The organism is Candidatus Hinthialibacter antarcticus (genome assembly GCA_030765645.1).
GTDB classification, from domain to species: domain Bacteria; phylum Hinthialibacterota; class Hinthialibacteria; order Hinthialibacterales; family Hinthialibacteraceae; genus Hinthialibacter; species Hinthialibacter antarcticus.
This window is the reverse complement of record JAVCCE010000065.1, coordinates 1-25,301: the sequence shown is the minus strand read 5'-3', so window position 1 is coordinate 25,301 and position 25,301 is coordinate 1. Positions and strand designations below refer to the sequence as shown.

General features: G+C 51.6%; 17 protein-coding genes and 1 tRNA gene. 11 read left to right on the top strand and 7 right to left on the bottom strand.

The window, feature by feature from the left end:
- The first annotated feature begins 377 nt into the window (after nucleotides 1-377).
- Entirely contained in the window at nucleotides 378-2,960 is a 2,583-nt protein-coding gene (locus P9L94_16455) for a hypothetical protein (GenBank protein MDP8245677.1), read from the top strand.
- Nucleotides 2,961-3,103: 143 nt separating this feature from the next.
- Here P9L94_16455 and P9L94_16450 read toward each other — a convergent pair.
- A tRNA-Lys gene (locus P9L94_16450) sits at nucleotides 3,104-3,176 on the bottom strand.
- Nucleotides 3,177-3,692: 516 nt separating this feature from the next.
- Between P9L94_16450 and P9L94_16445 the strand changes: the two genes are divergently transcribed.
- From P9L94_16445 to P9L94_16420, 6 genes are all read left to right on the top strand, one after another.
- Nucleotides 3,693-4,148, top strand: coding sequence for a DUF494 family protein (locus P9L94_16445; protein MDP8245676.1), 456 nt, complete (start codon nucleotides 3,693-3,695; stop codon nucleotides 4,146-4,148).
- Nucleotides 4,149-4,469: 321 nt separating this feature from the next.
- On the top strand, nucleotides 4,470-5,591 hold the full coding sequence (pheA, locus tag P9L94_16440; protein ID MDP8245675.1) for a prephenate dehydratase: 1,122 nt from the start codon (nucleotides 4,470-4,472) through the stop codon (nucleotides 5,589-5,591).
- Nucleotides 5,592-5,599: 8 nt separating this feature from the next.
- Nucleotides 5,600-6,484 carry a prephenate dehydrogenase/arogenate dehydrogenase family protein gene (locus tag P9L94_16435; GenBank protein MDP8245674.1) on the top strand — a complete coding sequence of 295 codons (885 nt, stop codon included), beginning with the start codon at nucleotides 5,600-5,602 and terminating at the stop codon, nucleotides 6,482-6,484.
- A gap of 33 nt (nucleotides 6,485-6,517) precedes the next feature.
- Nucleotides 6,518-8,635: a DUF5060 domain-containing protein gene (locus tag P9L94_16430; GenBank protein MDP8245673.1), complete on the top strand. Its 2,118-nt coding sequence runs from the start codon at nucleotides 6,518-6,520 to the stop codon at nucleotides 8,633-8,635.
- A gap of 30 nt (nucleotides 8,636-8,665) precedes the next feature.
- Entirely contained in the window at nucleotides 8,666-11,623 is a 2,958-nt protein-coding gene (locus P9L94_16425) for a peptidyl-prolyl cis-trans isomerase (GenBank protein MDP8245672.1), read from the top strand.
- A 128-nt stretch (nucleotides 11,624-11,751) separates the two neighbouring features.
- A complete protein-coding gene (locus tag P9L94_16420; GenBank protein MDP8245671.1) occupies nucleotides 11,752-13,833 on the top strand; it encodes a glycosyltransferase family 39 protein in 2,082 nt (693 codons plus the stop codon).
- A gap of 30 nt (nucleotides 13,834-13,863) precedes the next feature.
- Here P9L94_16420 and P9L94_16415 read toward each other — a convergent pair whose 3' ends face one another.
- Entirely contained in the window at nucleotides 13,864-16,335 is a 2,472-nt protein-coding gene (locus tag P9L94_16415) for a DNA internalization-related competence protein ComEC/Rec2 (protein MDP8245670.1), read from the bottom strand.
- A 419-nt stretch (nucleotides 16,336-16,754) separates the two neighbouring features.
- Between P9L94_16415 and P9L94_16410 the strand changes: the two genes are divergently transcribed.
- The 3 genes from P9L94_16410 to P9L94_16400 all read left to right on the top strand — a co-directional run bounded on the left by P9L94_16410 (nucleotide 16,755) and on the right by P9L94_16400 (nucleotide 20,529).
- Entirely contained in the window at nucleotides 16,755-18,374 is a 1,620-nt protein-coding gene (locus tag P9L94_16410) for a hypothetical protein (GenBank protein ID MDP8245669.1), read from the top strand.
- 99 nt (nucleotides 18,375-18,473) lie between these two features.
- The gene (locus tag P9L94_16405) at nucleotides 18,474-19,592 is read left to right on the top strand and encodes a GNAT family N-acetyltransferase (protein MDP8245668.1); all 1,119 of its coding nucleotides are present in this window, start codon (nucleotides 18,474-18,476) and stop codon (nucleotides 19,590-19,592) included.
- A gap of 10 nt (nucleotides 19,593-19,602) precedes the next feature.
- Complete coding sequence (locus tag P9L94_16400) at nucleotides 19,603-20,529, top strand: class I SAM-dependent methyltransferase (protein MDP8245667.1); 927 nt, start codon at nucleotides 19,603-19,605, stop codon at nucleotides 20,527-20,529.
- Between the two features lie 21 nt (nucleotides 20,530-20,550).
- Here P9L94_16400 and P9L94_16395 read toward each other — a convergent pair whose 3' ends face one another.
- The 4 genes from P9L94_16395 to P9L94_16380 are packed head-to-tail and all read right to left on the bottom strand — an operon-like array spanning nucleotide 20,551 to nucleotide 22,123.
- A complete protein-coding gene (locus P9L94_16395; protein ID MDP8245666.1) occupies nucleotides 20,551-20,865 on the bottom strand; it encodes a EutN/CcmL family microcompartment protein in 315 nt (104 codons plus the stop codon).
- Nucleotides 20,862-21,140, bottom strand: a complete 279-nt coding sequence (locus P9L94_16390) for a EutN/CcmL family microcompartment protein (GenBank protein MDP8245665.1) — start codon at nucleotides 21,138-21,140, stop codon at nucleotides 20,862-20,864. The genes P9L94_16395 and P9L94_16390 overlap by 4 nt, the downstream gene beginning before the upstream one ends.
- A 2-nt stretch (nucleotides 21,141-21,142) precedes the next feature.
- The gene (locus P9L94_16385; GenBank protein ID MDP8245664.1) at nucleotides 21,143-21,454 is read right to left on the bottom strand and encodes a EutN/CcmL family microcompartment protein; all 312 of its coding nucleotides are present in this window, start codon (nucleotides 21,452-21,454) and stop codon (nucleotides 21,143-21,145) included.
- 3 nt (nucleotides 21,455-21,457) lie between these two features.
- Nucleotides 21,458-22,123, bottom strand: a complete 666-nt coding sequence (locus P9L94_16380; GenBank protein ID MDP8245663.1) for an N-acetyltransferase — start codon at nucleotides 22,121-22,123, stop codon at nucleotides 21,458-21,460.
- A 32-nt stretch (nucleotides 22,124-22,155) separates the two neighbouring features.
- On the opposite strand from P9L94_16380, the gene asnB reads away from it, so the two are divergent.
- Nucleotides 22,156-24,087 carry an asparagine synthase (glutamine-hydrolyzing) gene (gene asnB, locus P9L94_16375; protein MDP8245662.1) on the top strand — a complete coding sequence of 644 codons (1,932 nt, stop codon included), beginning with the start codon at nucleotides 22,156-22,158 and terminating at the stop codon, nucleotides 24,085-24,087.
- Here asnB and P9L94_16370 read toward each other — a convergent pair.
- Nucleotides 24,017-25,012 (bottom strand): hypothetical protein, encoded by a 996-nt coding sequence (locus P9L94_16370; protein MDP8245661.1) that lies wholly within the window; start codon nucleotides 25,010-25,012, stop codon nucleotides 24,017-24,019. The two genes, asnB and P9L94_16370, sit on opposite strands and share 71 nt — an antisense overlap.
- Nucleotides 25,013-25,301: the final 289 nt, after the last annotated feature.

Here is a 25,301-nt window from a genome sequence, read left to right as displayed (position 1 = left end):
ATATCAGCCCTGTAGGGGCGCAACGTGTTGCGCCCGAATCCCCCCTGGCGCTTTCAGCGCCGTCCCCCCTTAAAAAAGGGGGCTAAAAGTCTGAAGTCAATGACATTGGCTTCAGTGCGGGCTTTCAGGCCCTTATGCACAGGCGCTCCCAGAGTTTCACCCATGCCTGATTGGTTTGTCAATTTATGAAATGCCGGAGCCTGTTTCTGAATCAATATTATGCCCATCCATCAAGGTAAGTGCTCACTTACCGAATGAACCATTTTGTGGTTGCCAGAATAGGGGGCGGGGTGAATCAAGAAGATATAAGAGGTGAAGTTTTCTGTGTATAATAGAACGATAATATTTTGGATCCGTCTCCTGTTAGGATAAACATCATGAATAAAGCAATGCTTCTTTTCCTTTTTCCTCTCATCGTTGTTTCCGCTCAAACCAGTGAAATTGCTTCCAATGAACAACAAATCAACAAAGTCCACCAAGAATTGAATGATAAATTAAACTCTACACAAAAAGCAATAATTCATTTGACCGATACGTATGAAGATGAATATCCAAACGGGCAACAGTATCTAAAGCAAGCCGCTGGGTTCAAAGATCAAATTCAGCAAACAACGTCTCAGGATTTAACGGGGTTGCGCGATGATATCAATGCGTTTCAAAAAACAGCTTTGACCGAAAACCCTCTCGTCAATCGCCAACCGGTTCTTTTTGTCGTGCGCGACCAATATCTGAATGACCACCACAGTACCGCCACCATGTTTCAAACCGGCGAAATCAACACCAGCAGTTTTCGGGGTGGATCGGCGTTAAAATCAATTGATTTCAGAACGGGGCGGATCACAACATGGCTTGAGTTGAATGATGGGATCGTGCGCGACCTGGAAGTGCATTTCGACGGTCAACGTGTTTTATTCTCCATGCGAAAGTCGATTGAAGATGATTACCACATCTATGAAATGGATATGGAAAGCCAACAGATCAAACAGTTAACGGATGGCGGCGGGCTGTCAGATATTGATCCAATCTATTTACCGAATGATGACATCGTTTTTGTCTCGACTCGCGAACCAAAATTTTGCCAATGCAATCGGCATATCATGGGCAACCTCTTTCGCATGGGGCCTCAAGGAGACAATATTCACCAGATTGGGCGAAACACATTGTTTGAAGGGCATCCCAGTCTGTTGCCTGATGGACGCATCCTCTATGATCGGTGGGAATATGTTGATAAGCATTTCGGCCCCGCCTTTGGGTTGTGGACGACATACCCTGATGGAACGAACCATGTAGTGTATTACGGCAATAACGCCTGGTCTCCCGGCGGCATTATGGATGCCCGCAGCATACCAGATACTTCAATGCTAATTGCCACTTTAGGGTCGTGTCACGACAGACCGTGGGGCGCGATTGGAATCATTGACCGCGAAGTTGGAATGGATGGCAACGAGCCGGTTGTACACAGCTGGCCTGATGATTTGAGTTCATTAATCACGAACAACACGGGCTATGGAAAAGGAAAACAACGCAATCACCCACACGGCGGACAAATAGACAACTTCACCCGGTTAGAACAAAAGTATGAAGATCCATTCCCGCTGTCAGATACCTATTTCTTGTGTTCACGAACCATTGAGGGCGAACGGACGGGCATTTTTCTTTTAGACCGATTTGGTAATGAAATTTGTCTTTATGAAGAACAGCAAGGCTGTTTTGACCCCATGCCTCTCAAGCCGTCTGACCGGCCGACCTATATTCCATCTCGTGTGGATTATTCAAAGGATACCGGGCTTCTCTATGTCGCCGATGTCTATACCGGCGGCGGAATGGAGCAAGTAGAGCGTGGCGTAGTCAAAACCCTGCGCGTCATTGAAGCGCCCGTCAAGCGGTTCTGGACGCAGACAAACTGGAACCTGGACGCGACGCAGGCTCCCGCGATGAATTTTAACTGCACCAATAACAAGCGCATCTTGGGCGACGTTCCTGTTGAAAACGATGGCTCCGCCTATCTTGAAGTTCCTGCAGACACCTTTATCTATTTCCAATTGCTTGATCAAAACGGCATGATGGTTCAAACGATGCGAAGCGGGACGATTGTCCGGCCTGGTGAATTGCAGGGGTGTATCGGCTGCCATGATGACAGGCAGGCGGCTCCTAAATTCTCTGGAGACCTTCAAGCGTTACAACGAAAGCCCAGCAACATTGAACATTGGTATGGCGAACCACGGGATTTTAATTATCTCACTGAAGTGCAACCGGTGTTTGACCGCTATTGCGTCAAATGTCACGACTACGATAAAAAAGCGGGTGAGGCGTTAAACCTATCCGGTGATTTGGGATTGGCATTTAACACTTCGTACCTGGAACTTCGGAACAAATCAGCATTGCGTTGGTATCGTGACCAGCCGTCAGATAAAAAGTTATTGGTCAAAGCGGTTGATGACGGCCCCGCCGAAGTCTTGCCTCCGTATGCGTGGGGGTCTCACCGCAGCCGTCTGGTGGATGTGATCCAAAGCGGACATCAGAATTTAGAGATTGACCAGGAAAGCATGGCCCGGATCATCACTTGGATTGATCTCAACGCGCCATATTACGGTTCATACGCCAGCGTGTATCCCGATAATGTTTTTGGCCGGTCCCCGCTAACCAATGACCAAATCGATGAACTTCGAGAATTGACCGGGGTTATGGTCGGAGACATAAGCACTGAACTCGAAGGCTCACAATGTAACTTTACCCGTCCTGAACACAGTCCATGTCTCATAGGTTTGAGCCCTGCTAATTATCAGCGTGCGCTCGAAATCATCCGTGAGGGCAAAATGGCATTGCAGCAAAAACCCCGCATGGATATGCCGGGCGCTCAAATGCTGGAATGCGATGTTGTGACGTTGGAGAAGTATGAATCTCGAAAGAGAGAAGAGGATAAAGCAAAGAAAAACTTGCAATTGCTAGAACTTCAGTAGAGTGAATCGTACTGGCGAACTTTCAGGTACTTCTGAAGAGATAGAATTCGAAATATGAAAAATATCAAACAAAACGAATAGTCTGGGAATTTATATTTGAGAGAAATAGGCTCTCTGATTAATATGATAGGGAGGTTAAAAACTGGGCCATATAGGAATTGAACCTATAACCTGCCGATTAAGAGTCGGACGCTCTACCAATTGAGCTAATGGCCCGTTTTGTACCAAAAAGATATTACTTAGGGATGCGAATGCGTCAACCCGTCGAAACCAAGAGTTTTTTAGATTCTTCCGGTATTTGGATACTTTATCACAAATTGAATTGTGTTTTTTTGACGCTTTTTCGTAATTTCTTGATCTTTCGCTGTATGAGGCATGGGTACAACTCTGCTCGCTTCAGTGCGGGCTTTCAAGCCCTTATGCACAGGCGCTCCCAGAGTTCCACTCATGCCTGATTGGTTTGTCAATTTATGAAATGCCGGAGCCTGTTTCTGAATCAATATTATGGCCATCCATCAATGTAAGTACTCACTTACCGGATGAACCTTTTTTATACAGTGGAAGAACCCCGAAGAGCTGCGCTAGTCAGTTTTCGATGAAACACTTATACTTATGTGAGACATTTAACGAAATTTATTATTGAGACCGGCTCAATCTATGTTATAGTTGTGGTAATTCGTGGAACCGCAACGGAAGAGACGTAGGGCGAACCGAAGGGAGCGATCATCGTTCATGTTGACCCGCTTAATTGAAATGGTGAGTTTTATTCTGGCAAAATCGCTGGAACATGAAGATGAGGATTGGGGGTTGGTTCGGCGCGAATTGACCGAACAACTCGAGGGACGGGGTTTCAACGACAACGAAATCGACGTTGCGTTTGAGGTCGCGAACCGGATCCGCTCACGTATTGAAGACGGCGCTTCGGTTCCGTTTCCATTCAAAACTAATTTAGTTTATCAATATTTGGAACAAATGAAGTTGACCCCGCAGGCGCGCGGCTATTTAACGCGGCTCGTGGTCGAAGGCAAATTGACCCCCCAACAACGCGAAGAAGTGGTTGAACGCTCGTTCTTTTTCGACTCGCAAGAAGTCGATGAAGATGACGTGCAGTTTCTGGTCAATATGATTCTGGGCGGCGATGGCTGGATCGGCGAAGATTCGCCCAATATGTCTTACATCTTGCACTGAAACACTCCCCGAGACTCGAAGCCACCTCATAAATACTTGATCATTCGCCGTGAGAGGCATGGGTACATCTCTGCTCGCTTCAGTGCGGGCTTTATTGCCCTGTTCACAGGCGCTCCCAGAGTCGCACCCATGCCAGAATTGGTTTGTCAATTTTTGATAAGCCGGATTCCCTTTTTGTCACCATTGTTTTTGAGACGGCTTCTATGTATTCCCATGCAGTTTCGCCTACGCTGTCAGGCGGGATTGCGCTATCCTTATTTCTTTACAATCTAAATAGTCCGACATAGGATTTTTTCTACCTTTTTGGGAGAGGTGAAGGCTTTGAACGCCCCGGAAAAAGACCGTTCTGCATTAGAACAACAATTGAACGGAATTCGCAACCGCATCGACGAGATCGACAGCGAAATATTGAGTTTGCTCAACGACCGCGCCAGGCAGGCGCAGGCCATCGGCAAACTTAAAAGCGAACGTGAGGCCGAGTTTTATATCCCGTCGCGTGAAAAAGCGATTCTCGACAAATTGCGCGAACTGAATGACGGGCCGCTGACTGACGAAGCCGTCGCCAGCGTGTTCCGCGAAGTCATCAGCGCCTGCCGTTCACTGGAAACGATGATTTCGATTGCGTATCTCGGCCCCGAAGGCAGCTACCACCACGCTGCGGCGCAAATCCATTTCGGGCGTTCGGCGAATTACATCCCAACCGTGACCATCGGCCAGGTATTTGAGGCGATGGAGCGCAATCGCGCGGACTACGGCCTCGTTGCGATCGAGAACTCCATCGAAGGCAGCGTCGCGCAGACGCTTGACCGCGTTGCCCATTCAACCGTAAAAGTCATCGGCGAGCGTTACTTGCCGATTTCCCATTGCCTAATCAGTTTTTCGGAACTGAGCGAGATTGATAAAGTCTATTCGCACCCGCAGGGGCTTGCCCAATGCCGCAAATGGCTGGAGTCGAACCTGCCTAACGTGCAACTGATTGATAGTTCCAGCACGTCGCGCGCGGTGCAACTCTGTTTAGAAGACCGCAAGGCGGCGGCGGTCGCCAGCGAACTGGCGTCGGACATTTTTGAAGTGCCGATTCAGGTGCGCGGCGTGGAAGACATCACCGGAAACACCACCCGCTTCTATATCTTAGGCAAGAAAGCCTTGCAGCCCAGCAAAGAAGACAAGACCTCGATGGCGGTCTATGTGCGCGACCAGGTGGGCGCATTGTATAAGATGCTGGAGCCGTTCAAAAAGAACAAAGTCAATTTGACCAATATCGTTTCTCGCCCCAGCAAACAGGAAGCCTGGCAATATATGTTCTTTCTGGAATGCGAAGGCCATCATCAAGATGAAAACGTCGCGGGCGCAATCCGCGATATTGAATCCTTTAGCCTGTTCGTGAAGATTTTGGGGTCGTATCCCCGCGCGCTTCGTCCGAACAGAGACGAAATTTTGTAGAGTTTCCTGTGGCCCGCGATCTCCCCTTTTTTCAACGAATTGGAATTTACGGCGTCGGCTTGCTCGGCGGTTCGGTGGGTCTTGCGATCAAACGGCGCTGGCCGCAAGCGCAAGTGGTCGGCATCGGGCGTTCAGTCGAACGCTTGAATGAAGCGGTCCAATGCGGCGCGGTCGATGAAATTTCCACGCAGCCGGACGCAATCGAACCAAAATTGGATGCGCTGATATTGTGTACGCCGGTGCGATTGATTCCAGAAAATTTCAAACAAACGCTTGCTTCTCTCACGCCCAACGCGGTGGTGACTGACGTGGGCAGCACCAAAGACGAGCTGGTTGCGCAATGTGAGGCTGTTGCTGGAAATCGGGTACGATTTGTTGGCTCGCATCCCATGGCGGGGTCGCATGAGACCGGCGTTGCGGCGGCGCGGGCGGAACTTCTCGACGGGCGCGTTTGCATCGTGACGCCCAATGAAACCAGTGACGCCGAAGCGGTGAAACTCACGCTCGAATTTTGGCAGGAACTGGGTATGCGCGTGACTGAAATGTCGCCCGCCGACCATGACCGATTGACGGCCCATTCCAGCCATTTGCCCCATCTCACGGCGAAGGCGTTGTGCCGCGTCGCAGAGGCCCAGGGCGACGCCATCTTGCCCGTGGTTGGGACGGGTTTTCACGACACCACCCGGCTGGCGGCGGGAAGCCCTGACATTTGGTTCGACATCTGCCTGGACAATCAGAGCGCAATTTGCGACGCTTTAACGGCGCTGTCTGATGAACTTATTTCCTTAAAGAAATTGATCGAATCGGGCGACGAGGCGGGCTTGCGCGAGTTTCTTGAAAAAGCCAAAGCCTGGAAAGATAAGCACGGCCCGCGCAACGACTCAAAAGAATAAGCGATTCGATGTTGTTTTAGTGGAGAAGGACTCATGTCGATACATCATTGTTTTGCACGGCTTCGTTATGGCGTTTTGTTGCCTCTCGCCTGTTTAATTTTCGCGCCGCTCTCTTATTCGCTTGGGCAATATGAAATTTTTGAAGCCTTCGCTGAAGATAACGCCGAGTATGAGAACCCCTTTGATTCAGACATTGTCAAAGTTGATGCGACCATAACGGCAGAATTCGGCGAGACCTTTCTTGTTCCTTGCTTTTATACCAAAGATAACCAATGGGGGCTGCGCTACGCGGCGTCTGAACCGGGAACCTATCAATATAAAATCAACGCTGTGCAAGACGGCGCCGCGCGTGAACTTGCGTCGGGTGAATTCACCATTGAGCCAAGCGACGAACAAGGCTTTATCCGTGTTGGCGAGAGCGGACGCTACTTTGTCTACGACAACGGCGACTCGTATTTTCCGCTGGGGGAAAACATGGGTTGGGTATCGCGTTCGCTTTCTGATTGGACGGGATATCTCGACGAGTGCCACGCCGCCAAGATCAACTGGATTCGCATCTGGATGGTTTCGTGGGGCTATACCGAACTGGTGTGGTCTCCGCAGGGCGGACGCTACCACGGCCTGGACGCATACGATCTCGATAACGCCGCGCTGTGGGACGGCATCCTGCAAAACGCCAAAGAGCGGGGAATTACCGTCACCCTGGTCGTCAACCATCACGGGCAATATTCAAATTCGACCAACCCCATTTGGGATGAAAACCCCTACAACAAAGCCAACGGCGGCTATCTAAACGGTCCCTCCGAATTCTTTACCGACGAGCGCGCAAAAAAAGATTACCGCGACAAGTTGCGTTATCTCGTCGGGCGGTATGGCGCCTTCACCAATTTAATGGCGTGGGAATTTTGGAACGAAGTTGATCTCACCTCCAATTTTGACATGGCCGTTGTTCGCGACTGGCATGAAGAAATGGCGGCGTACCTCGCCTCGATTGATCCATACGATCACCTGCGTTCCACCAGCGGATCGGGCGACGTGTCGCCTTTGCATCGAATCGACGGCATTGATTACGCCCAAACTCATTCCTACACAAATAATCTGATCGAACGCCAGCAATCGGTCGCGAAGCGCTATTTTGAAGATGAAATGCACAAGCCGCATTTCTTCTCAGAAATGGCGTACGACTGGCGCGGGCCGACCCGGTCTGACAAAGAAGGGGTGAGCCTGCACAACCAGTTATGGTCGTCGGTGCATAGTTATGACTGCGGGACGGCGATGACATGGTGGTGGGACAATTGGATCCGCCCGGCGGATTTATATCATCACTTTCGGTTTCTCGCCGACTATATAGAAGATGTCGATTGGGAGCGCGAACAATTGCTGCCGACGACGGTTTTGATCGCGCCGCAAAAAGACAATGCCGATGACTTTACCTTCATCCCAGAGCAGGGATGGGGGGAGACTGACCACGAAACCTTTGAAATTCTTCCAGATGGGACTGTTGACGGATTAAATCAGGCGACGACCTTTATTCATGGCAACTCCCATCGCAATATGGCTCCAAACCCTGTATTTCAAGTGACTTTAGACGCCCCGCGCGAGTTTACGGTCCAGTTAGAGCGGGTTGCGCGGGCCGGCGCCGCCTTGAGGATTTATGTGAATGATGCGCTTGTTCGCTCCGAGGTATTCGCTGCAAGCAGTGAAGATACTACAATGTCCGGCGATCAAGGCCGAATCGTTGTCTCCCTTGCTGAGGGAGAAAACAGCATCAAAATTCGTAATGTAGGGGCCGACTGGGTCGAATTGCGCTCGTTGTCGATTAGCCAATTTGTGCAGAGACCCGTTGGATTTGCGCGCGGCGCCGCCGAACGCGCATTGGTATGGATTCAGGACCGGGCGCACCGTTATGTTGTGTTCGACCAATATCCAAACGCTGAAACCTTGCAGCCTACGACGGTCAAGTTGCCTGGGTATACGTCAGGCGAGTATCGAGTCGTCCGGTTTGATCCGTGGTCCGCTGCACGGGAAACAATCGGTGATTTTCAAGCGGGGGAGGCGGGGCTTGAGTTCCCGCTGCATACTTTCACGCGGGATGTTGCGTATCAAATTACGAGACGCAGCGCAAATGTTAAATCAGCAAAGGCGCATTGACGTCCTGATTGATTTGGAGGTTTTGTCTGAATGTTAGAGTTTCTGAATGCGCATAAGAAAAATATTATGGCGGCCACGTTGTGGCTGGTCATTCCATCTTTCGTCTTGTTGTACGGGTACGGCCAATGCGCCGCGCCGCAACAGGTGCAATGGGTGGCGAAAGTCAACGGCGAAGATGTGTCCACGCGGGAGTGGGAATTTCATCAGGATGATATCCGTCGCCGCGTTGAACAACAGAATCCCGACGCTGAGATCGACACGGATATGGTGCGCGAGCAAGCCTTGCGTGAAACCATCGTTGCGACGTTGCTGCGACAAATCGCTAAAAAATGGGGCGTTGACACCACCAACCAGGAAGTGGTGCAAAACATTCAAAGTACGCCCGCGTTTCAAGATGAAAACGGCAATTTCAATGTCGCCGCTTATCGTACGATTTTGCAATATAACGGAATCAACCCGGTTAATTATGAAGAGCAACAACGCGACTTTATGACCTTGGGCAAGATTCGCTACTTGGCGTCGAGTTCAGGTTTTCAGGCCGCAAGCGAACTGGGCCAATCCGAAGAGCGCGAAAAGATTTCGATGGACATCGACTATCTCGCGTTCGAACCGACGAAATATACCGATGAAGTGGTAGTCGACGACGCTGAATTGGCGGCGTTCTTCCAGGAAAACATCGAAGACTATCGCGTGCCCGAACAGCGCCGCGCTTCGTATGTGTATTTCCCCGCATCGGACTATATTCAAGACGCGACCTTCTTCGACGCTCAATTGGAGCGCTACTTCAATAATAACCGCCAGAATTATGAAGTGGCCGAAAAAGTCCGGGTGCAGTATTTGACCTACAAGCCCGAAAATTTCGCAGACCAAACCACCGCAAGCGATGAAGAAGTCCAAGCCTTTTTTGAATCAAACAAAGGCAAATATGTGACGCAGGCGCGGGTGAAGTTCCGTTATATTCAGGAACCGCTTGAAACCTATGCCGCCTCGCAAGACGTGTCGGATGAAGACGTCGCCGCGTTTTACGAACAAAACATCGTGCGCTATCAACACGGCGAAGAAGCCAAAGCCAGCCATTTGCTGTTGCGCGTGGATGAAGATAAAACCGACGAATCCGTCCAGCAGCGTATCGCGGAAATCACACAAGAAATTACGAACGGCGATTTGACGTTCGCCGAAGCGGCGGAGAAATATTCCGAAGATCCGACGGCCAAGCAAAATAAAGGCGACTTGGGCTACTTTGGCCGAGGCGTCATGGTTCCTGCGTTTGACGAAGCGGCGTTCTCGTTGCCGATTGGTGATCTTTCGGACCCTGTCAAGACGCAATTTGGCTACCACCTTCTCAAGGTCGAAGACCGCAAAGAAGAGGGTACCGATTCGCTCGAAAGCGTGAGCGGCGAGATTCGCTCAACGCTTCAAAAACAACGCGCCGTCGAGGCCATGCAAGAAAAAGCCGGTTCGCTCGTCTCGTTAGATACAGTGCAAAATGAATATGAAATTCAGACCAGCGATTGGGTGGAACGCGGCGGGGCCATTCCCGGCATTCCAACAACCGACGGGTTTTATCTGACGTCAGCGGCGTTTCGTAATGACGAAAACGCCCCCGTGGTTCTCGCGGGCAATGCGCGTACGCAAAACCTTTATCTTGTTGAGACTCTCGAGCGGGAAGAAAGCCGCGACATGACGCTCGACGAAGCGCGGGAACAAGTTGTGCAAGACGTTAAAGAAGAGAAAGCCGGCGGCATCGCTCAAACTGCGGCTGAAGAAGACATTGATAAAATCCGCACCGCCTCCTCCGCTTTAGAAACCATTGCGGCGGACCGCGGGCTGACGTTAGAAACGTCACAGCCGTTTGGGCGTTCCGATAACTTTATTCCCGGCTTTGGGGCGCGTCCCTTCGCATTGGTCGGCGCGGCGTTTGGTTCCCAAGACGGTGAAGTCAACGGGCCGTTTACGACTTCAACGGGGACCCACATCATTCGCCTGCTTGCCCGCGAACCCGCGCGGCTGCCGGAGTTAGATGAAGTCCGTCGTCAAGTTGAAGCCGATTACACCCGTGACCAATCGGCGCAGTTGGCGCGCATCAGCGCGAGCGAATTCGCCAATAATTTATTCGACGCCGCTTCAAACCTGGCGTCTGTTGCACAAGAAAAAGGCGTGACTGCAAGCGAGACGGAATTGATTTCGCTGAATGATCCGATTGGTATTACGGCGAGCGATCCTCGCTTGAGCCAGGCGATATTTGATCTTGGCGCCGTCGGAGAAAGCACCTATATTCCCGTCGAAAGCACAAGCCGTCCCAATCCGCAAAGCCGTGAAGAAGTTTTGAATGGCTATTACATTTTTGAATTGATGGAAATCAAAGAGGATTACCTGCCTGAATTGGCCGAAGCCAAAGATAGCGTCGAGGCTGATTTCCGTCTGAAAAAAGCCGAGGCGATTGCGCTTGAAGAAGCGAACAAAACGCTGAAGGCCGTTCAGTCAGCGATTGCCTCTTCGGAGCCGGTTACCGCTACGCAAGCGGTTGATTTCGCGGACTTCGTTGCGGAAGATGACGATGCCGCGGCTGGACGCAAGGCGGCGCATCGCGGGCCTTATACTATGACGGGCGGCGGGCAGGTTCCCGGCATTGGTCGTTCCCCTGTGATTATCAAGACGCTGTTGCAGATGGAACCGGGCCAGGTGTCTCAAACCGTCACGAACTATCAGTTTAAGATGGTCGAGGGCGAGCGCGTTCAAGGCCCAATGTCGGGCGCGTATATTCTTCAATTGCTGGGCAAAGAAACCAAAGAAGAAGTCGCGCCTTCACCGTTTGCGCAGTTCATCGAACAACGTCAGCAAATGGCGGCTGCGTCGGCGTGGTTGGAACAAGTCAGCGCCGAAGCGACCATCGAATACAATGATGAATTGCTGAACCCCATTTCGGACGACGAAGAAACGATGGACGCTGAGGGCGAAGAAACCGCCCAGGCAGGCGCCGCGTCGTAATTCGGTCGCATCAATAAAAAAATGAAACGCCCGGCGGACAAAAGTTTGCCGGGCGTTTATAGTATTTGCTAGTGGATTTTTTGAACAAGCGTTCTTGATGGATCAATAATGCTGATGGGGAAAATGGAATGAACTGGATTCAACACCCATTGTTATGGCTGTTCGCCGCGTTTGGATGCTGGTTGTTTTCGATCTTCAATCCGAAAAAAGGCGAGGCGGCGGGTTGGGCGGCGGCGCTGAGTTATGTGATTGTTTTGGTCATCGCCTCCAGTGAACTCGCGCGCGCCGCCAAAGGCCCGCCCTATTGGCCCCATGCGTCGTTTTGGCTTGGGACGGCGCTGTTCGCGCTCTTTACCTTTCGCAACAACCGTCATGCGTTTTTGCCGTCGGTCAATTGGAAGCAAGACGGCCATTCGGAACGCTTTCCTTTTAGCCGGATGACGCTGGCGTTTTTGATCGCATGGCCTTGCGTGGTTGCGGCGTTGCAATACGCCTACTTATATAAACGCATTCATTGGGGCCTGCCCGTCATCGCCTGGGCGATTGGCGTGTACGTTTTGTTGCGCACGTTTTATTCGTGGCGGGATGCGGATTCATCGTCGTCATCAGAACTGCAATTGAACTTGTTGTTCACCACTGGCAGTGTCAGCGATTTAGACGAAGACAGCGAAGAGGAAAACGAAGGCGGCGCCCGTACCCAAGCCTGGGCGAACACCGCCGCCATTGGGCTATTGCTGCTTGCCGCAGCGCTGTATTTAATTTTACCGACGGCGTATCCCACCGAAGTGCACGGCGACGAGGGCGAGGTCGCGTTGCAGGCGATCGCGATTCGCAATCACGGCGACTGGAACCCGTTTACTCCCGCATGGTTTAAAATTCCCCAATTGTTTTTTTTGATTCCCGGCTGGGGCATGTGGTTGTTCGGCGATTCGTTGTTCGGCGCTCGAACCACAGCGGGGCTGATCGGCGTGGTGAACGTGGGGTTGTGTTATCTGGTTGCGCGTAGGCTGTTCCGCCCCACGCCCGCGATCTTGGCGATGTTTTTATTTTTATCGTGCAGCAGCGTGATTCAATATATGCGCTTGGGCATCGGTTATAACCAGGCGGCGTTATTTTATCTCGCGACGTTTTATTGCTTCTTGCGCGGCGTACAGGAGCGTTCGCTGTCGGGCTTCGCTTGGGCGGGCGTCGTCGCCGCGCTGGGGTGGCTTTCATATCAACCCTGCAAACTGCTCCCTTTTTTGTTGGTCGGATCATTTGCCCTGATGGCGATCACCCAGCGGAGCGCCTGGCGGCGTTGGGCGATGGGCTTCGCGACGTTTGTCATTGCGTTTTGGGTCGGGTTCGCGCCCAATGTCGGCAATTATTTGCATGATCCCGGCGCTATTTTTTTTCGTTTGCAACAAGTCTCGCTCTTGTCAGAACACGCGCAATTAGGACGTTATGACAACGGGACGGCAAGTTCGTTTCGCCGCATGGCGATGGCGCCGTTTACGCAGCCTGACCTCAGCCCGTTCTATACGAATTTTCATTCCGGCGGCATGTTAGATCCGCTGGTTGCGGTGTTGTTTGCGGCGGGCGCGTTGTATCTGCTACTGCGTTTCTGGAAAAGCGCTCCATTGTTAATTCTATTTTGGACATTAGCGACAGTGCTCGTTGGCGGCGCACTGACCATCGCCGCGCCCGCGTATCAGCGCATGGTGGGGATCATGCCCTTTCTGGCGTTCATCGCGGCGCCGCCGTTGCACGCCATGCTGTTGCATGTTTCGGAAACCTGGCGTTGGGGGCCGAAACCGCGCGCGGTGGTGACGGCGTTGGTTCTCGCGTTGTGTTTAGGGATGAGCGTGAACCGCTACTTTCATGTAGTGATGGGCAAGCCGCAGATGCACGAAGATTCAACCCGCGTTGCGCGATTTATTGACGAGATTGGCCCGCACGCTTTTGTCTATTTTTTCGGCTTGCCGCATTATCGAATGCAGTACGGCAACATTCGCTTTCTGGCGCAGCATACGCCCGGCGAGACGGTGGAGTCGGTCGAGGCGTTTTTTGAGAAGCCCATCCAGCGGCGCGGCCCGGTGTGTTTTATTTTGATCCGCACCAACCGCACCCATCTCGACCGCTTGCGCGAGATGTACCCCGGCGGACGCGAACTCCATCACCGCGACGTCATCGGTAACGAACTCTTCATTAGTTATCAGGTGGATTTATAGATAGGCAGGTTTGGTACGTCTCTGCTTGCTTTATTCTTCCTTAAACACATACAGCCGGTTGCTGCGGGAGGCGTAGAGGCGATAGCCTTCGCCGTCGGTTTGCAGTTGGATGCTGCCGTCGTAATCCGTTCTCAGGATATGCGCATTGATGTCATAGAGCCGCTGGCGCGTATCAATATGCGGGTGCCCATAATTATTACGGCCTGTTTGGATGATCGCAAATTCCGGCAGGGTCTCTCTAAGAAACCCATCGCTGGTTGAATAGCGGCTACCGTGGTGCGCGACCTTTAATATGTCCGCGTCCCAATTGTCATAATCCGTGATGAGGCGCTGTTCGGTTTTGCTGCCAATGTCTCCAGTGAAGAGAGCGTCAAATTTTTTCCAGCGCATCCAAAGGACAACCGACTGCTCATTGATGTCTTTCTCATGCGACTCCAACGCCGGGTTCAGCGCCCAAAACTCAACGCCGTCGATCTGGAACGAGTCGCCTTGCCGAATCGGATGGCGCTCGACGCCGCGTTCATCCAAGGCGCGGACCAAATTTTGGTATGTCATTGAGTTGTTGTCAGCAACGCCTTCCAGCATACGCCCAACCGGGAAGCGCTGCGCGACCTGAGGCAAAACGCCGATGTGGTCGTTCTGTGGATGCGTCAATATGAGGAGGTCAATAGCGCTAACGCCTTGCGCAAGCAGAAACTCCTCCAATTGCGTTATCGTTCGGGAGGTTTGGTGAAACGGTTTCGGCCCGCCGTCGATCAAGATGGTCTTGTCGTTGGGCGTACGAATGAGGGTGCAGTCACCCTGGCCTAGCGCGACAAAGTCAACGCGCAGATTGCCCGGCGCCAGTCGTTGTCCATACAGAAGCAGCGAAGCCAACGCGAGCACCAACGCGATATGGAGATTGAGCACCCTGCACGGCCCGATTCGCCCCCAATCAACCAGCGGGCGGGCGAGAAGCAGCAGCGCCAATAATCCAACCGCCAAACAGGCAACGCCGGGGAACGCAAGCGTGAATTGAAACGCGCCGTCAGCAGCCGTGGTTTGGATGGTCCACAACAGTGCGCGGCAGACCTGCACCAACGCCCAGCCGATGCTGCTGGTTAGAAGCCCAAAGGGCAGCCAGCTGACTGCCAACCATATATAGGTGAGCGGCAGCAATATTCCCAGCAACGGAATCGCGATCAAATTGCCCAACACGGCGGCGGGAGTAATATCGTGAAATGTATGCAGCGAAAACGGCGCCAGGGCGGAGATCACCACCACCGATGCGAACATCCCTTCGGCGAGATGTTTGAATCCAAAGGGGAAAGCGTGAAAGAGCCATTGCTGCATGGGATTGAAAAGAACCAGCGCCAGCACGGCGGTGAATGACAATTGAAAGGACGGCAGCCAAAGTTCTGACGGGTTGTAGAGCAAGATGAGCAGCGCCGCCAGCCCCAGCGAATTGAGCGCATCGACGCGGCGTTCAGTAAAGTAACTACCGATGAGAACAAACGCCATCAGCGCAGCCCGTACAGTCGGGACGCGGAATCCCACCAGGCATAAATACAAAATCGCAACCACAACCGTCAGCCCGCCCGCCCAACGTCGACGCAGCCCCAGCAGTTTAAGCGCGAAGGCGAAACCAAACAGCACCAGCGAGACATGCAGTCCGCTGATCGAAGTGATGTGCGCTAATCCCGAAGCGTGGAGAGAATCGTTGAGCGAAGCAGGTACGCCGGAACGAATGCCCAATGCAATCGAAGACAGCAACCCGCTGATTAACGCGCGTTGTTCGTTTGAACTTTCGTCTGCCAATAAGTGGGTGTTGATTTGGTCTTGCGCCCGGAATGCGGCGGTGCGTAAGGTGAATTCATTTTGGGTATTGATTGTGACGTCGTCTGAAGAGACGTAGGATTCCGCGAAGACGTTTTGCGCATAGCGGTATTGTTGAAAATCAAAGCCTGTTTGCACCCTCAGCCCCCGGATCGGCGCGATGCGTCCAGTAAATTGGACGTGATCTCCAATGTGTGCGTCTTGCGGCAAATGGCCTGTCCTCACAATCAGATCGCATGGAAATGGCTGAGAGCGCCCCCATTTTTCCACGAAAACTTGTTTGAGAACCAGCGTTTGCGAGTTGGGTTCATAGCGGTTCGATTCCTGGACCGTTCCGGTTATCAACATTTCGCCGCTTTGGGCTATGCTTTGTACCCGTCCTTGCAGCAGCGCCCATGATTCGATCTGGGTTTGCATGCGCAAAGCCCCTGAAAGCATCGCCAAGGCTAACAAAAGCCGCCAAACGCTTTTTGTTTTCGCTTGTAAGCGGCCTGTGAGGACGGCAATTGCGGTCAATATAGGAAGTGTTAAAGCCGCAATTGTGAGCAGAATATAGGGAATATCAAAGTAAGTTGTTAGAATTAAGCCGATTATGTATGATAGCGTGATCGCCGTCATCGGGCGGCTTGCGCTCGGCGGGCCAAGAAATACTTGAATGCTACCGGAAGATAAACCTTTGTCACGCATGAGAATAAATATCGAAAACGGGTTTTTGGTGCTGGTATGAGCAATGAATTGTTCTATTGAAGCAGTAAAATAGGCAAATGCCCTAAATTTTTTGCGAAAAAAGCATTATTTCCGAAAATCCCTCTTGTAATTGAATTATGTTTTTGGTAACTTGTAGCCACTTGAGATGTATTGTTATATTGTTGTTTTATCGGGAGACTCATCGTTAAACTAAAACCTTTAAGTTTTTTTAGATATTGTCTTGACACCTGTGCTTCGGTATCATATAGTTAGACAGTTCTTGTAAATTCGATTAAAGGTTATGTAACTAAGAAACCCATAGGAGGAATCGGCGACCATTTTATTATTTTGAAGATTTTATTGGTGGGAAACACCAAACCAAGTAATTTAAAAAAGGTTTTTGAAAGGAGAGTACCACAATGAAGAGATTGCCGATTCTCGCATTAGGCGGGGCACTGGCTCTATGTGTCTTTTCAGGAGCAGCATTGGCGGAAACGATCGAGGCGAATGACACGCCGGATATCGTTCTTCCACTCGGTCCTGATGGCACAACGCTGGGAACAGGCGCCTTTGATTTAGGCGACTTTTTCAGCAGCGACGAAAACGCCGCTGTTGACATCAGCGTAGAGGGTTCCGCGTCCGTGACGGATGGCGTCGTAAGCATTCCTTCCCAAGACACAGCAGGTGAAGGCTCTGCAACATTTACGGCAGGCGCTGAAGTCGCGACCACGAACATCTATTATAGCGACTTCATGATTGAAGCTCGTCCCAACGCAGGTAACTTGTTCGCAGGCATGAGTCCTTCGAACTTCTTGCTGCAAGGGATCGTCCCGGGTCAAGCAGCCAGCGGTTCCATCGGTACATTACCGGCGGACGGCGGCGCTAGCGCGGCTGGCGGCTCACCTTCTGGTGGAGCGACTTTGATCGCCACAATTGGTGAAATGGGCTTGACTGAAGGCGTAACGGGTCTGCGTACGCGCACGATCGGTGATGTCGGCGATTCCGTCGGCGGGCTTTCTGTTTCATTGGACGCCAGCGGTGCTTACACAATCACCTCTGATGCTTCCTTTGACGGTCCGGCAGTTGTTTCACTCGGCGCACAGTCTGGCGCAAGCACAGACGTAGTTCAATTGTATGCAGCTCCCGCCCAATCACTTGACGTGACCTCGGGTTGGAACGGCGGCAGCATCGCGTCAATCGCTTTCGCAGCAGGCGGAGACGCCAACTTTATCGTTGGGCCAGCAGTTTCTTCACCTGGCGATGCCGTTACATTAGTAATGACCTACACCACAACCACCACCGACATCGCTTTGGCGTTGATTGGCTTCGATGGAACTGATTTCCTCGACCTCTACTTCACCAACCCGAAAAACGCTGGTTTGGCTGCTGGTGAAACTCACACACTCATTCTTACAATGAGCTCGATTGCTGACCAAGTTCAGTGCGGTCTCCAGGTTACTCCTGGCGCCACAGCTGGTACCGTTAGCGTCAAAAGCTACCAAGTCTTGAATTCCCCGGCGTTGACTTCTTTGGCAGTCAACCCGAATGCGACCCTCGCTGGCATGCCTGACGGCAGCATGGCGGATGGTCTCGCTGGCTGGACGACTCCAGTTAACGCAGGCGAAGTTGGCGGCGTGTTGAACGCTGGCAATAACTTTGCTACCGCGACATCAGCGGGTTCTGCGTTGTTAAACGGTACTGCTTCACCTTCTAACTTGCTGATGATCCTGAATTCAGTATCAGCTGGCGTTGTTTCGGTTGAAACCTATGCCAAAAGAGTTAGTGGTGATGCTGGTAACCTCTTGCTTCTGATTGATGACGGCGGCGTTGCCAATTCATTGGCTGCTTCACGCGCTGCTGCTAAGATTCCTACTGACAGCTGGGCAAAAATTGAAGCCTCTACAGCGATTGCTGATTCTGGCTTCTCCTTTGTTGTTGCTCAAGCAGCTGGTGGTTGCGAATTGCTCGTTGATGACTTCTCCGTCCGCGTTTGGGCTGACGGCGAAACATTCTTCGACTCTCGTTTGGCGGGTCTGTAAACCAGACTTGACTTAAACTGAGTTCAAAAGGGGCAAGGTCTTCTGATCTTGCCCCTTTTTCTATTCATAACAATTACAAAAAAAAGAATGATAACCACTATGCACGAAGGCCCAATTTCAATTTCTGAATCTGATTTACCTCAACTGATCGCCATTCTTAATCAGGTATTTCGTTCTGAGGGCGGCGATATGGCGCAGGATTATCCCAGGCATTTGGGCTTGAATAACCGGGATATGGTGCGCGTTATCAAAGACGATGGACAAATCGTTTCGCACGTTGCGACTTCCATTCGTCCTGTAAGTTTGGGCGGAATCCAAACTGCGGTGGCAGGAATTGGAGCAGTAGCGACCCTGCCAGAGGCGAGAGGAAAAGGCTACGCGTCTATGCTGATGGCTGACGCCGTCGAGCGTAGCGTGGCCGCTGGCGCCGATATTATGCTGATCTCTGGCGATGAGGGTATCTATAAGCGGATGCACGCAGTCGAATGCGGGCGATTTTCAGAAATATACATTGAAAAAGAAAATTTCACCTCGATTAATTCGCCGTTTGAGACATCTCAGGTTTCTCATACGCAATTAGAGGATATTGTTAGGTTAAGGCAAGAGTTATCAATACGTTATTTGTTGCCGCTTGAAGATATCCAGGCCCTTTTTCAATGCAAATGGGTGATGGACAAATCTTCAGAATGGTGGATTGTCAAAGACGAAAACCAAATCATTGGGTTTGGCGTAATCCATAAAGATGGCTCCGATATACATTTGTTGGATTGGGTTGGAGCAAGTGAAGCATTAATTGAATTAACGAACCACTGTTTTTATCATTTAAATGGTGACCGGTTGATCTTTATTACTCCCGATTTGTCTACGCTTCCATTTGGGTGGCGCAATTGGGTGCGGTGTGAGGTTCCTTTTGACGGAACCATTCTGGTGATTCAGGCTGAGAGATTGTTGCAGAGAGCAGAGGCTTATATTCAAGAGCGAATTGGTGAAACGCTGTGGGATAAGGTCAATCTAAAAGCCGAAGCGCAACGAGTAACATTTCAGTTTGAAAACGAGAGCGCTTCGTTTGACAACGGCGGCGAGTTGGCCCAATTATTCTTTGGACAAGTCGAAGGCGATATTATTGCCGAAAAAACCGAAGCAAACGGTCAACTCTGTGTGGTATTAAAGAAAATTTTCCCGATTCCATTGGTATGGTATGGATTGGGATACGTCTAAGACGCCATAAATGAAAACCTCTTCCTCTGAAAATCAAAGCCGTTTTTCTCGCATTCAGCGGATGTTAGAACTCGGTCAAAAAATCTGGACGGATCGTCCTGACTTGCAAGAGTCGTATCCCGATCCTGCGAGCGTCGAGTATTGGTTTTGGCTGATGTGGTCGGGGGCGGAATATTATCAGGAAGTGAAGCAGGCGTTGTATCCTGTTCCTGAACGTTTTTTGGTTGACCGGGTGGTGGGTGAGTTCGTCCCGGACAAAAATTATCACACCAGCGGAATTGTCGATGCGCGCCGCATGATCCAGTGTTTTTGCGATCAGGGTTTTCAGTTTAACCATCGTGCGGCTGTGCTTGATTTTGGATGCGGCTGTTCGCGCTTGCTGCGATTTTTTGCGTTATTTGCTAATGAATGTCGTATTTTTGGAGCGGATGTTGACCCTGATGCGATTGAGTGGTGTGGTAAACATATTGATTTCGCTACGTTCCAAACGCTGCAGGAATCGCCGCCTGCTCCCTATGAGAAATCGTCATTTGATGCGGTCTATGCCTATTCAGTTTTCAGCCATTTTTCGGAAGAACTACAAGTGCATTGGCTGAAGGAGTTGCATCGGATCAGCAAATCCGGCGCGATTCTTGTGCTGACTGTGCAAGGAAAGTCGATGGCGGAAACGTATGAGGGAGCAACTCCTGTGATTGACTGGAAGCAAAAGGCTGGGCTGAGCGAAAGAGGGTTCGCGTTTTTTCCCTATCAACAATTGGTGTTTCAGAATGCGCAGAACCAAGAGTATTATTCCAAATGGAATTTGCAGAACTATGGAGACGCTTTCATCTTAAAGCCCTATATTGAAAAGATATGGGGGCAATATTTTGATCTGCTTGACCATCTTGAAAGCCCGGACGGCAGCCAGGATTACGTCATTCTCCGCAATACAAAATAGTCATTGATTTGAGTGATTTGGTTATTCGCGTGGGTTGTCTGAGTCGGACGCGCGAAGGGTGACTTTGTTTTCAAACTCAACTTCGTCGATGATGCCCATCACCATTTCGCGGATGGGCGCTATTTCAATATCAAACACGTCTTTCGCCTGACCGGGCGCGCCGCCGAGGATGACGTATTCATCGACACCCGCGCCGACGTAATCGACTGCGACTTGCGCAGGGCCAGCGGGTTTACCGTAGGGGTCGACTGGCTCGACCATCAACAAGGTGCGGCCTTCATAGGCCTCGTGCTTCAAGGTCGCAACGACATTTCCCACTACACGCGCAATTCTCATGGTTTCACATCCGTTGAGAGCGAATCGACGATGCCGACGATGGTTGCGTCAGACGGCATGATGTGTCCTTCGCGGACTTGGGCGGCGTCGCCGCTTTCGACATAAAAAATGGTTTCGCCTTTGCCCACCTGGTTATTGGGGTCAACGGCAATGAGCGCCTTGCCGATAGGCTCGCGGTTTTGGTCCAATGGTTGGATGACAACCAAACTCATCCCCTCCATACCGGGGTCTTTTTGGGTCGCCCATGTTGAGCCGATCACTTTGCCAAGAAACATAATTACGCCGTCGCCATTTCGGGTTGGCTTTTTTGATAAATGTAATCGCCGCCGACTTCGAGCGAATCGACAATCGCAATGGTGGCCAAGTCAACCGGGAGGCCTTTGGTGTTGTCGGTCAATCGGGCGGATGACCCGGCGGCGCATAAAACGATCTCGCCCTGTCCGGCGCCGACGGCGTCCGCTGCGACGATAAAATTGCCCGTCGGTTTCATTTCGGTTGTTAAGGTCTGAATTAACAGTAGTTTCAACCCTTGTAATTTTGGGTCTTTTTGGGTGGAAACCACCGTGCCTGCAACTTGCGCCAAAATCATGATTTACCCTTTCGGATTCGGAAACGCGATCGGCAACGACTTAGGACCATAATGGGCGAACGACGGTTCGCTGTCCAGGGGGTCGCAAACTGTGATGCCGACCGCAACTTCATCGCAGTCTTGAAATTTCGGACAGCGCATACACTCTGCCCACACTTTATGGGGAAACTGATTTTTTTCTACTTGTTCAAACCCCATTCCAGTGAAAAAGTCGGCGATTTGGGTCAGCGCGAACACCCGCGCGATTTGCAACTCACGGGCTTCGTTCACACATGCGCTCACCAGGGCTTTGCCCCAGCCTTTGCCGCGCCCCGTGCGATCAACCGCCAGTGATTTGATCTCCGCCAGGTCCGCCCAAAAAATATGCAGCCCCGCGCAGCCTTGCACAAGCCCATCTTCGTCCCAGACAAAAAATTCACGGACGTTTTCGTAGAGTTCATTCAGAGGGCGGGGCAGCATGAAGCCCTCTTGCATATTTTCGTCGATCAATTGCTTGATGCGGCGAACATCGGTAATTTTTGCGCGGCGAATGCCCATTGATACTTTATGTTTTCTCCAATCGTTGAGCTGCAATGCAAAGTGTACCACGGAGTTGAAAATGGAAAAGACGGAATTCAACAATTGAAACAATTCGCCGCTGCTTGATTCAGGCGGCAAGACCGTCATCATACGGGAAACAGAAACCTGGATTTGAGATTTTTATGTGTGGAATTTGTGGTCTGATTTATAACGACGCCCAACGCGCGCCCGATCCGGGGCTGCTGCAGCGGATGACAGACGTGATTTACCATCGCGGCCCGGACGACGAAGGCCATTTGATTGACGGCCCGGTCGGTTTGGGATCGCGGCGCTTGTCGATCGTCGGCCTGGGCGACGGTCACATGCCGATGAGCACCGAAGACGAGGCGGTTTGGGTGGCCTATAACGGTGAGATTTATAATCATCCTGAATTGCGCCGCCATCTGGAATCCAAAGGCCATCGCTATCGCACCGGCGCTGATACGGAAAGTCTGCTGCACGGTTACCGTGAATGGGGCGAGGGGTTTCTTGAGCACATCCAGGGGATGTTCGCGCTGGCGCTGTGGGACCGCAAACAACGCAAACTCATCCTCGCCCGCGACCGCTTGGGCATCAAGCCGCTTTATGTGCAGCAAGACGGCGCCGCGCTGCGCTTTGGTTCAGAGATCAAGTCGATCTTGTGCGATGCGGACGTGACGCGGGAGATTGACGTCAACGGGCTGAATTTTTACTTAGGATATCTTGCCTCATCTCCGCCCTACACGCTGCTCAAGGGCGTTGAGAAGATGCACCCCGGCGAGATGCTGGTATGGCAAGACGGGCGGACGCAACGCCGTATGTTCTGGACGCCGGAAGACTCGTTTTCGATGTCGCAATCGACGCCGGACGAGATGAAAGCCGAATTGCGCGACCGCTTGCGCGATACGGTGCGTTCGCATTTGATGGCGGACGTCCCCGTCGGCGCATTTTTGTCAGGCGGTGTTGATTCAAGCGTGCTGGTTGCGTTGATGCACGATCAACTCGGCCCTGGATTTAAGACGTTTTCCATCGGTTTTGAAGGCCATGCGTTGTTTGATGAAACCGAACACGCCGAGGCGGTGGCGAAACAATTTGAGACAGACCATACCGTCTTGCGGCTCCAGCCCAATGATTTATTGAGCGCACTCGATGACATCACCTGGCAACTCGACGAACCGCTGGCGGACTCGTCTTGCCTGCCCGTGTATTTCGTCTCGAAACTGGCGGCGGAGCAAGTTAAAGTGGTACTGTCCGGCGACGGCGGCGACGAACTGCTGGCGGGGTACCGTAAATATCAGGGCGAGTATTTTCGCCGCTATGTTTCATGGCTGCCCGCGCCGGTGCTGTCGATGATTTCACAAGCGGCGCTGGGCGTGTTGCCCGAATCGCGCGCCGGGACGACGATGGACTTGTTACGGCAAGTGAAAAAATTTTTTCGCGGGTTGGACCCCGACCCGTTTGAGCGCCATCTGGGGTGGGCGGTCCATTTTGAAGACCAATTGCGCGGCAGCGTTTTGCATCCTGACGTTCGCGCGTCATTGGATTTTGACGCCCCGCGTGATTTTCGCCGGAGGTTGTTCGACGCAATCAAGCAGCCGGACACGCTTAATAAGATGCTGTGGGTGGATTTGCGCCATAATCTGCCGGACGACATGCTGACCAAAGTTGACCGTATGTCGATGCTGCATTCGCTGGAAGTGCGGGTGCCGTTTTTAGACCACAAGTTTGTGGAATACGCCTGTTCGCTGCCCGGTAACGTGAAGTTGCATGAGAAGACCACCAAGTGGATTCTCAAAGAAGCCTTCGCAGACCGCTTGCCTCATTCGATTTTACATCGAAGAAAACACGGTTTCGATGTGCCGGTGGGCGAGTGGTTCAAACATGAATTGCGCGACGTGATTGAAGACGCCTGCTCAGAGCAGACCATAAAAAAGCGGGGCCTGTTCGACCCCGCTTCGGTTCGCGGCTTGTTGGATGACCACGCCGCCGGACGGCGCGAGTTGAATAACCAGTTATGGATACTACTTAGTTTGGAGCGCTGGCAGCGCCAATACGTAGACGTTCCGCCGGGGACGGTTGCTCCTCGACCCGCTTGAACGGAATCGCCTTAATTACGCCCAGTCGCGTAATGTTTCCCTTTGATGAACGCCGCTCTTCGTTGGTGGTATAAAGAATTTTGACGTACAGCCTTTCGTTGGGACGCAGGGTGCGTTCGTTAAAAATTTCTTTGTTAACCCCGCGCCGTTTAAACCACAAAAACCCGTCGTACGAATGATGCCGAAACGTGAAACTGTTGCGGGTGTGCGACAGGCTGGAGAGTTTCACTTCAATAATATCACCGGGCGACACTCTCGGTTCCAGATATAAAATCTGCTCGGATTGCTCGCGGCTATTGATGGTCAAGCCGGGGACGTTAGTCACTTTTAACTTTAAATTATCGCCTACGTTGATGTTCTCGACTTGTTTGATGAAGCCGCGAAATTTGCGGTTGAGCGCGTCCGTCCAATAAAAACCGGGGTTGCCTTGCGGGTTGCGCCCGTCGCCGCCGGTGCGCCGCTGTTCGACGACGAATTCCACCTCGGCGTTGATGCTGGTGTTGATGTCGATCTCGCCTGGCTCGATAAAGTGGGCGTTGTTTTCAGCGAGAGTTTCAATCACTTCATCACAAATATGATGGGTCGGGCATCGGTCGGCCCGGTGGTTATGATGAAGCAATATTTCGTGGGCGCAGTCATGGACCGCTTTGTGTTCATTAAACTCGACGGCGTCTTTCATGCGCGCCATCAGGTTTTGCTCTTTTTGCGCTGACCAGTCGTCAGGTTTGGCGGTGCGCTCTTGGAGGCTATTCAAAACTTCTGCGCTGAGCATGGAACGCAGGCAGCTTTCGTAGGTTTGAAAGCGTTGTTGCGCGAGCTGATAGAACCCGAGGTTTGAAAGTTCGAGTATTCTCTCGGCGTAATACAACGCAGCCGCTTCATCAACGGCGGGGGGCGTGACATTGGTAGAAACCGGTTCAATCATAAGAGTCACCTCACTTAGTAGTGTATGGATGAAGCGCTCTACTGCCTAATTCCAGATGTAAAAAGTTGTAAATTGTCTGTATTTTTCCGACTATCGGGCTATATCGTTAAATAAGGTTTTTCCGAAAAGTGGGTACTTTTTTATAAATTGAATTGAGATTTCGCTGCACGCGGCATGGGTACAACTCTGCTCGCTTCAGTGCGGGCTTTCAGGCCCGTTTGCACAGGCGCTTCCAGAGTTGCATCCATGCCTGATTTGGCTTGTCAATTTTTGATATGCCGGAGCCCGT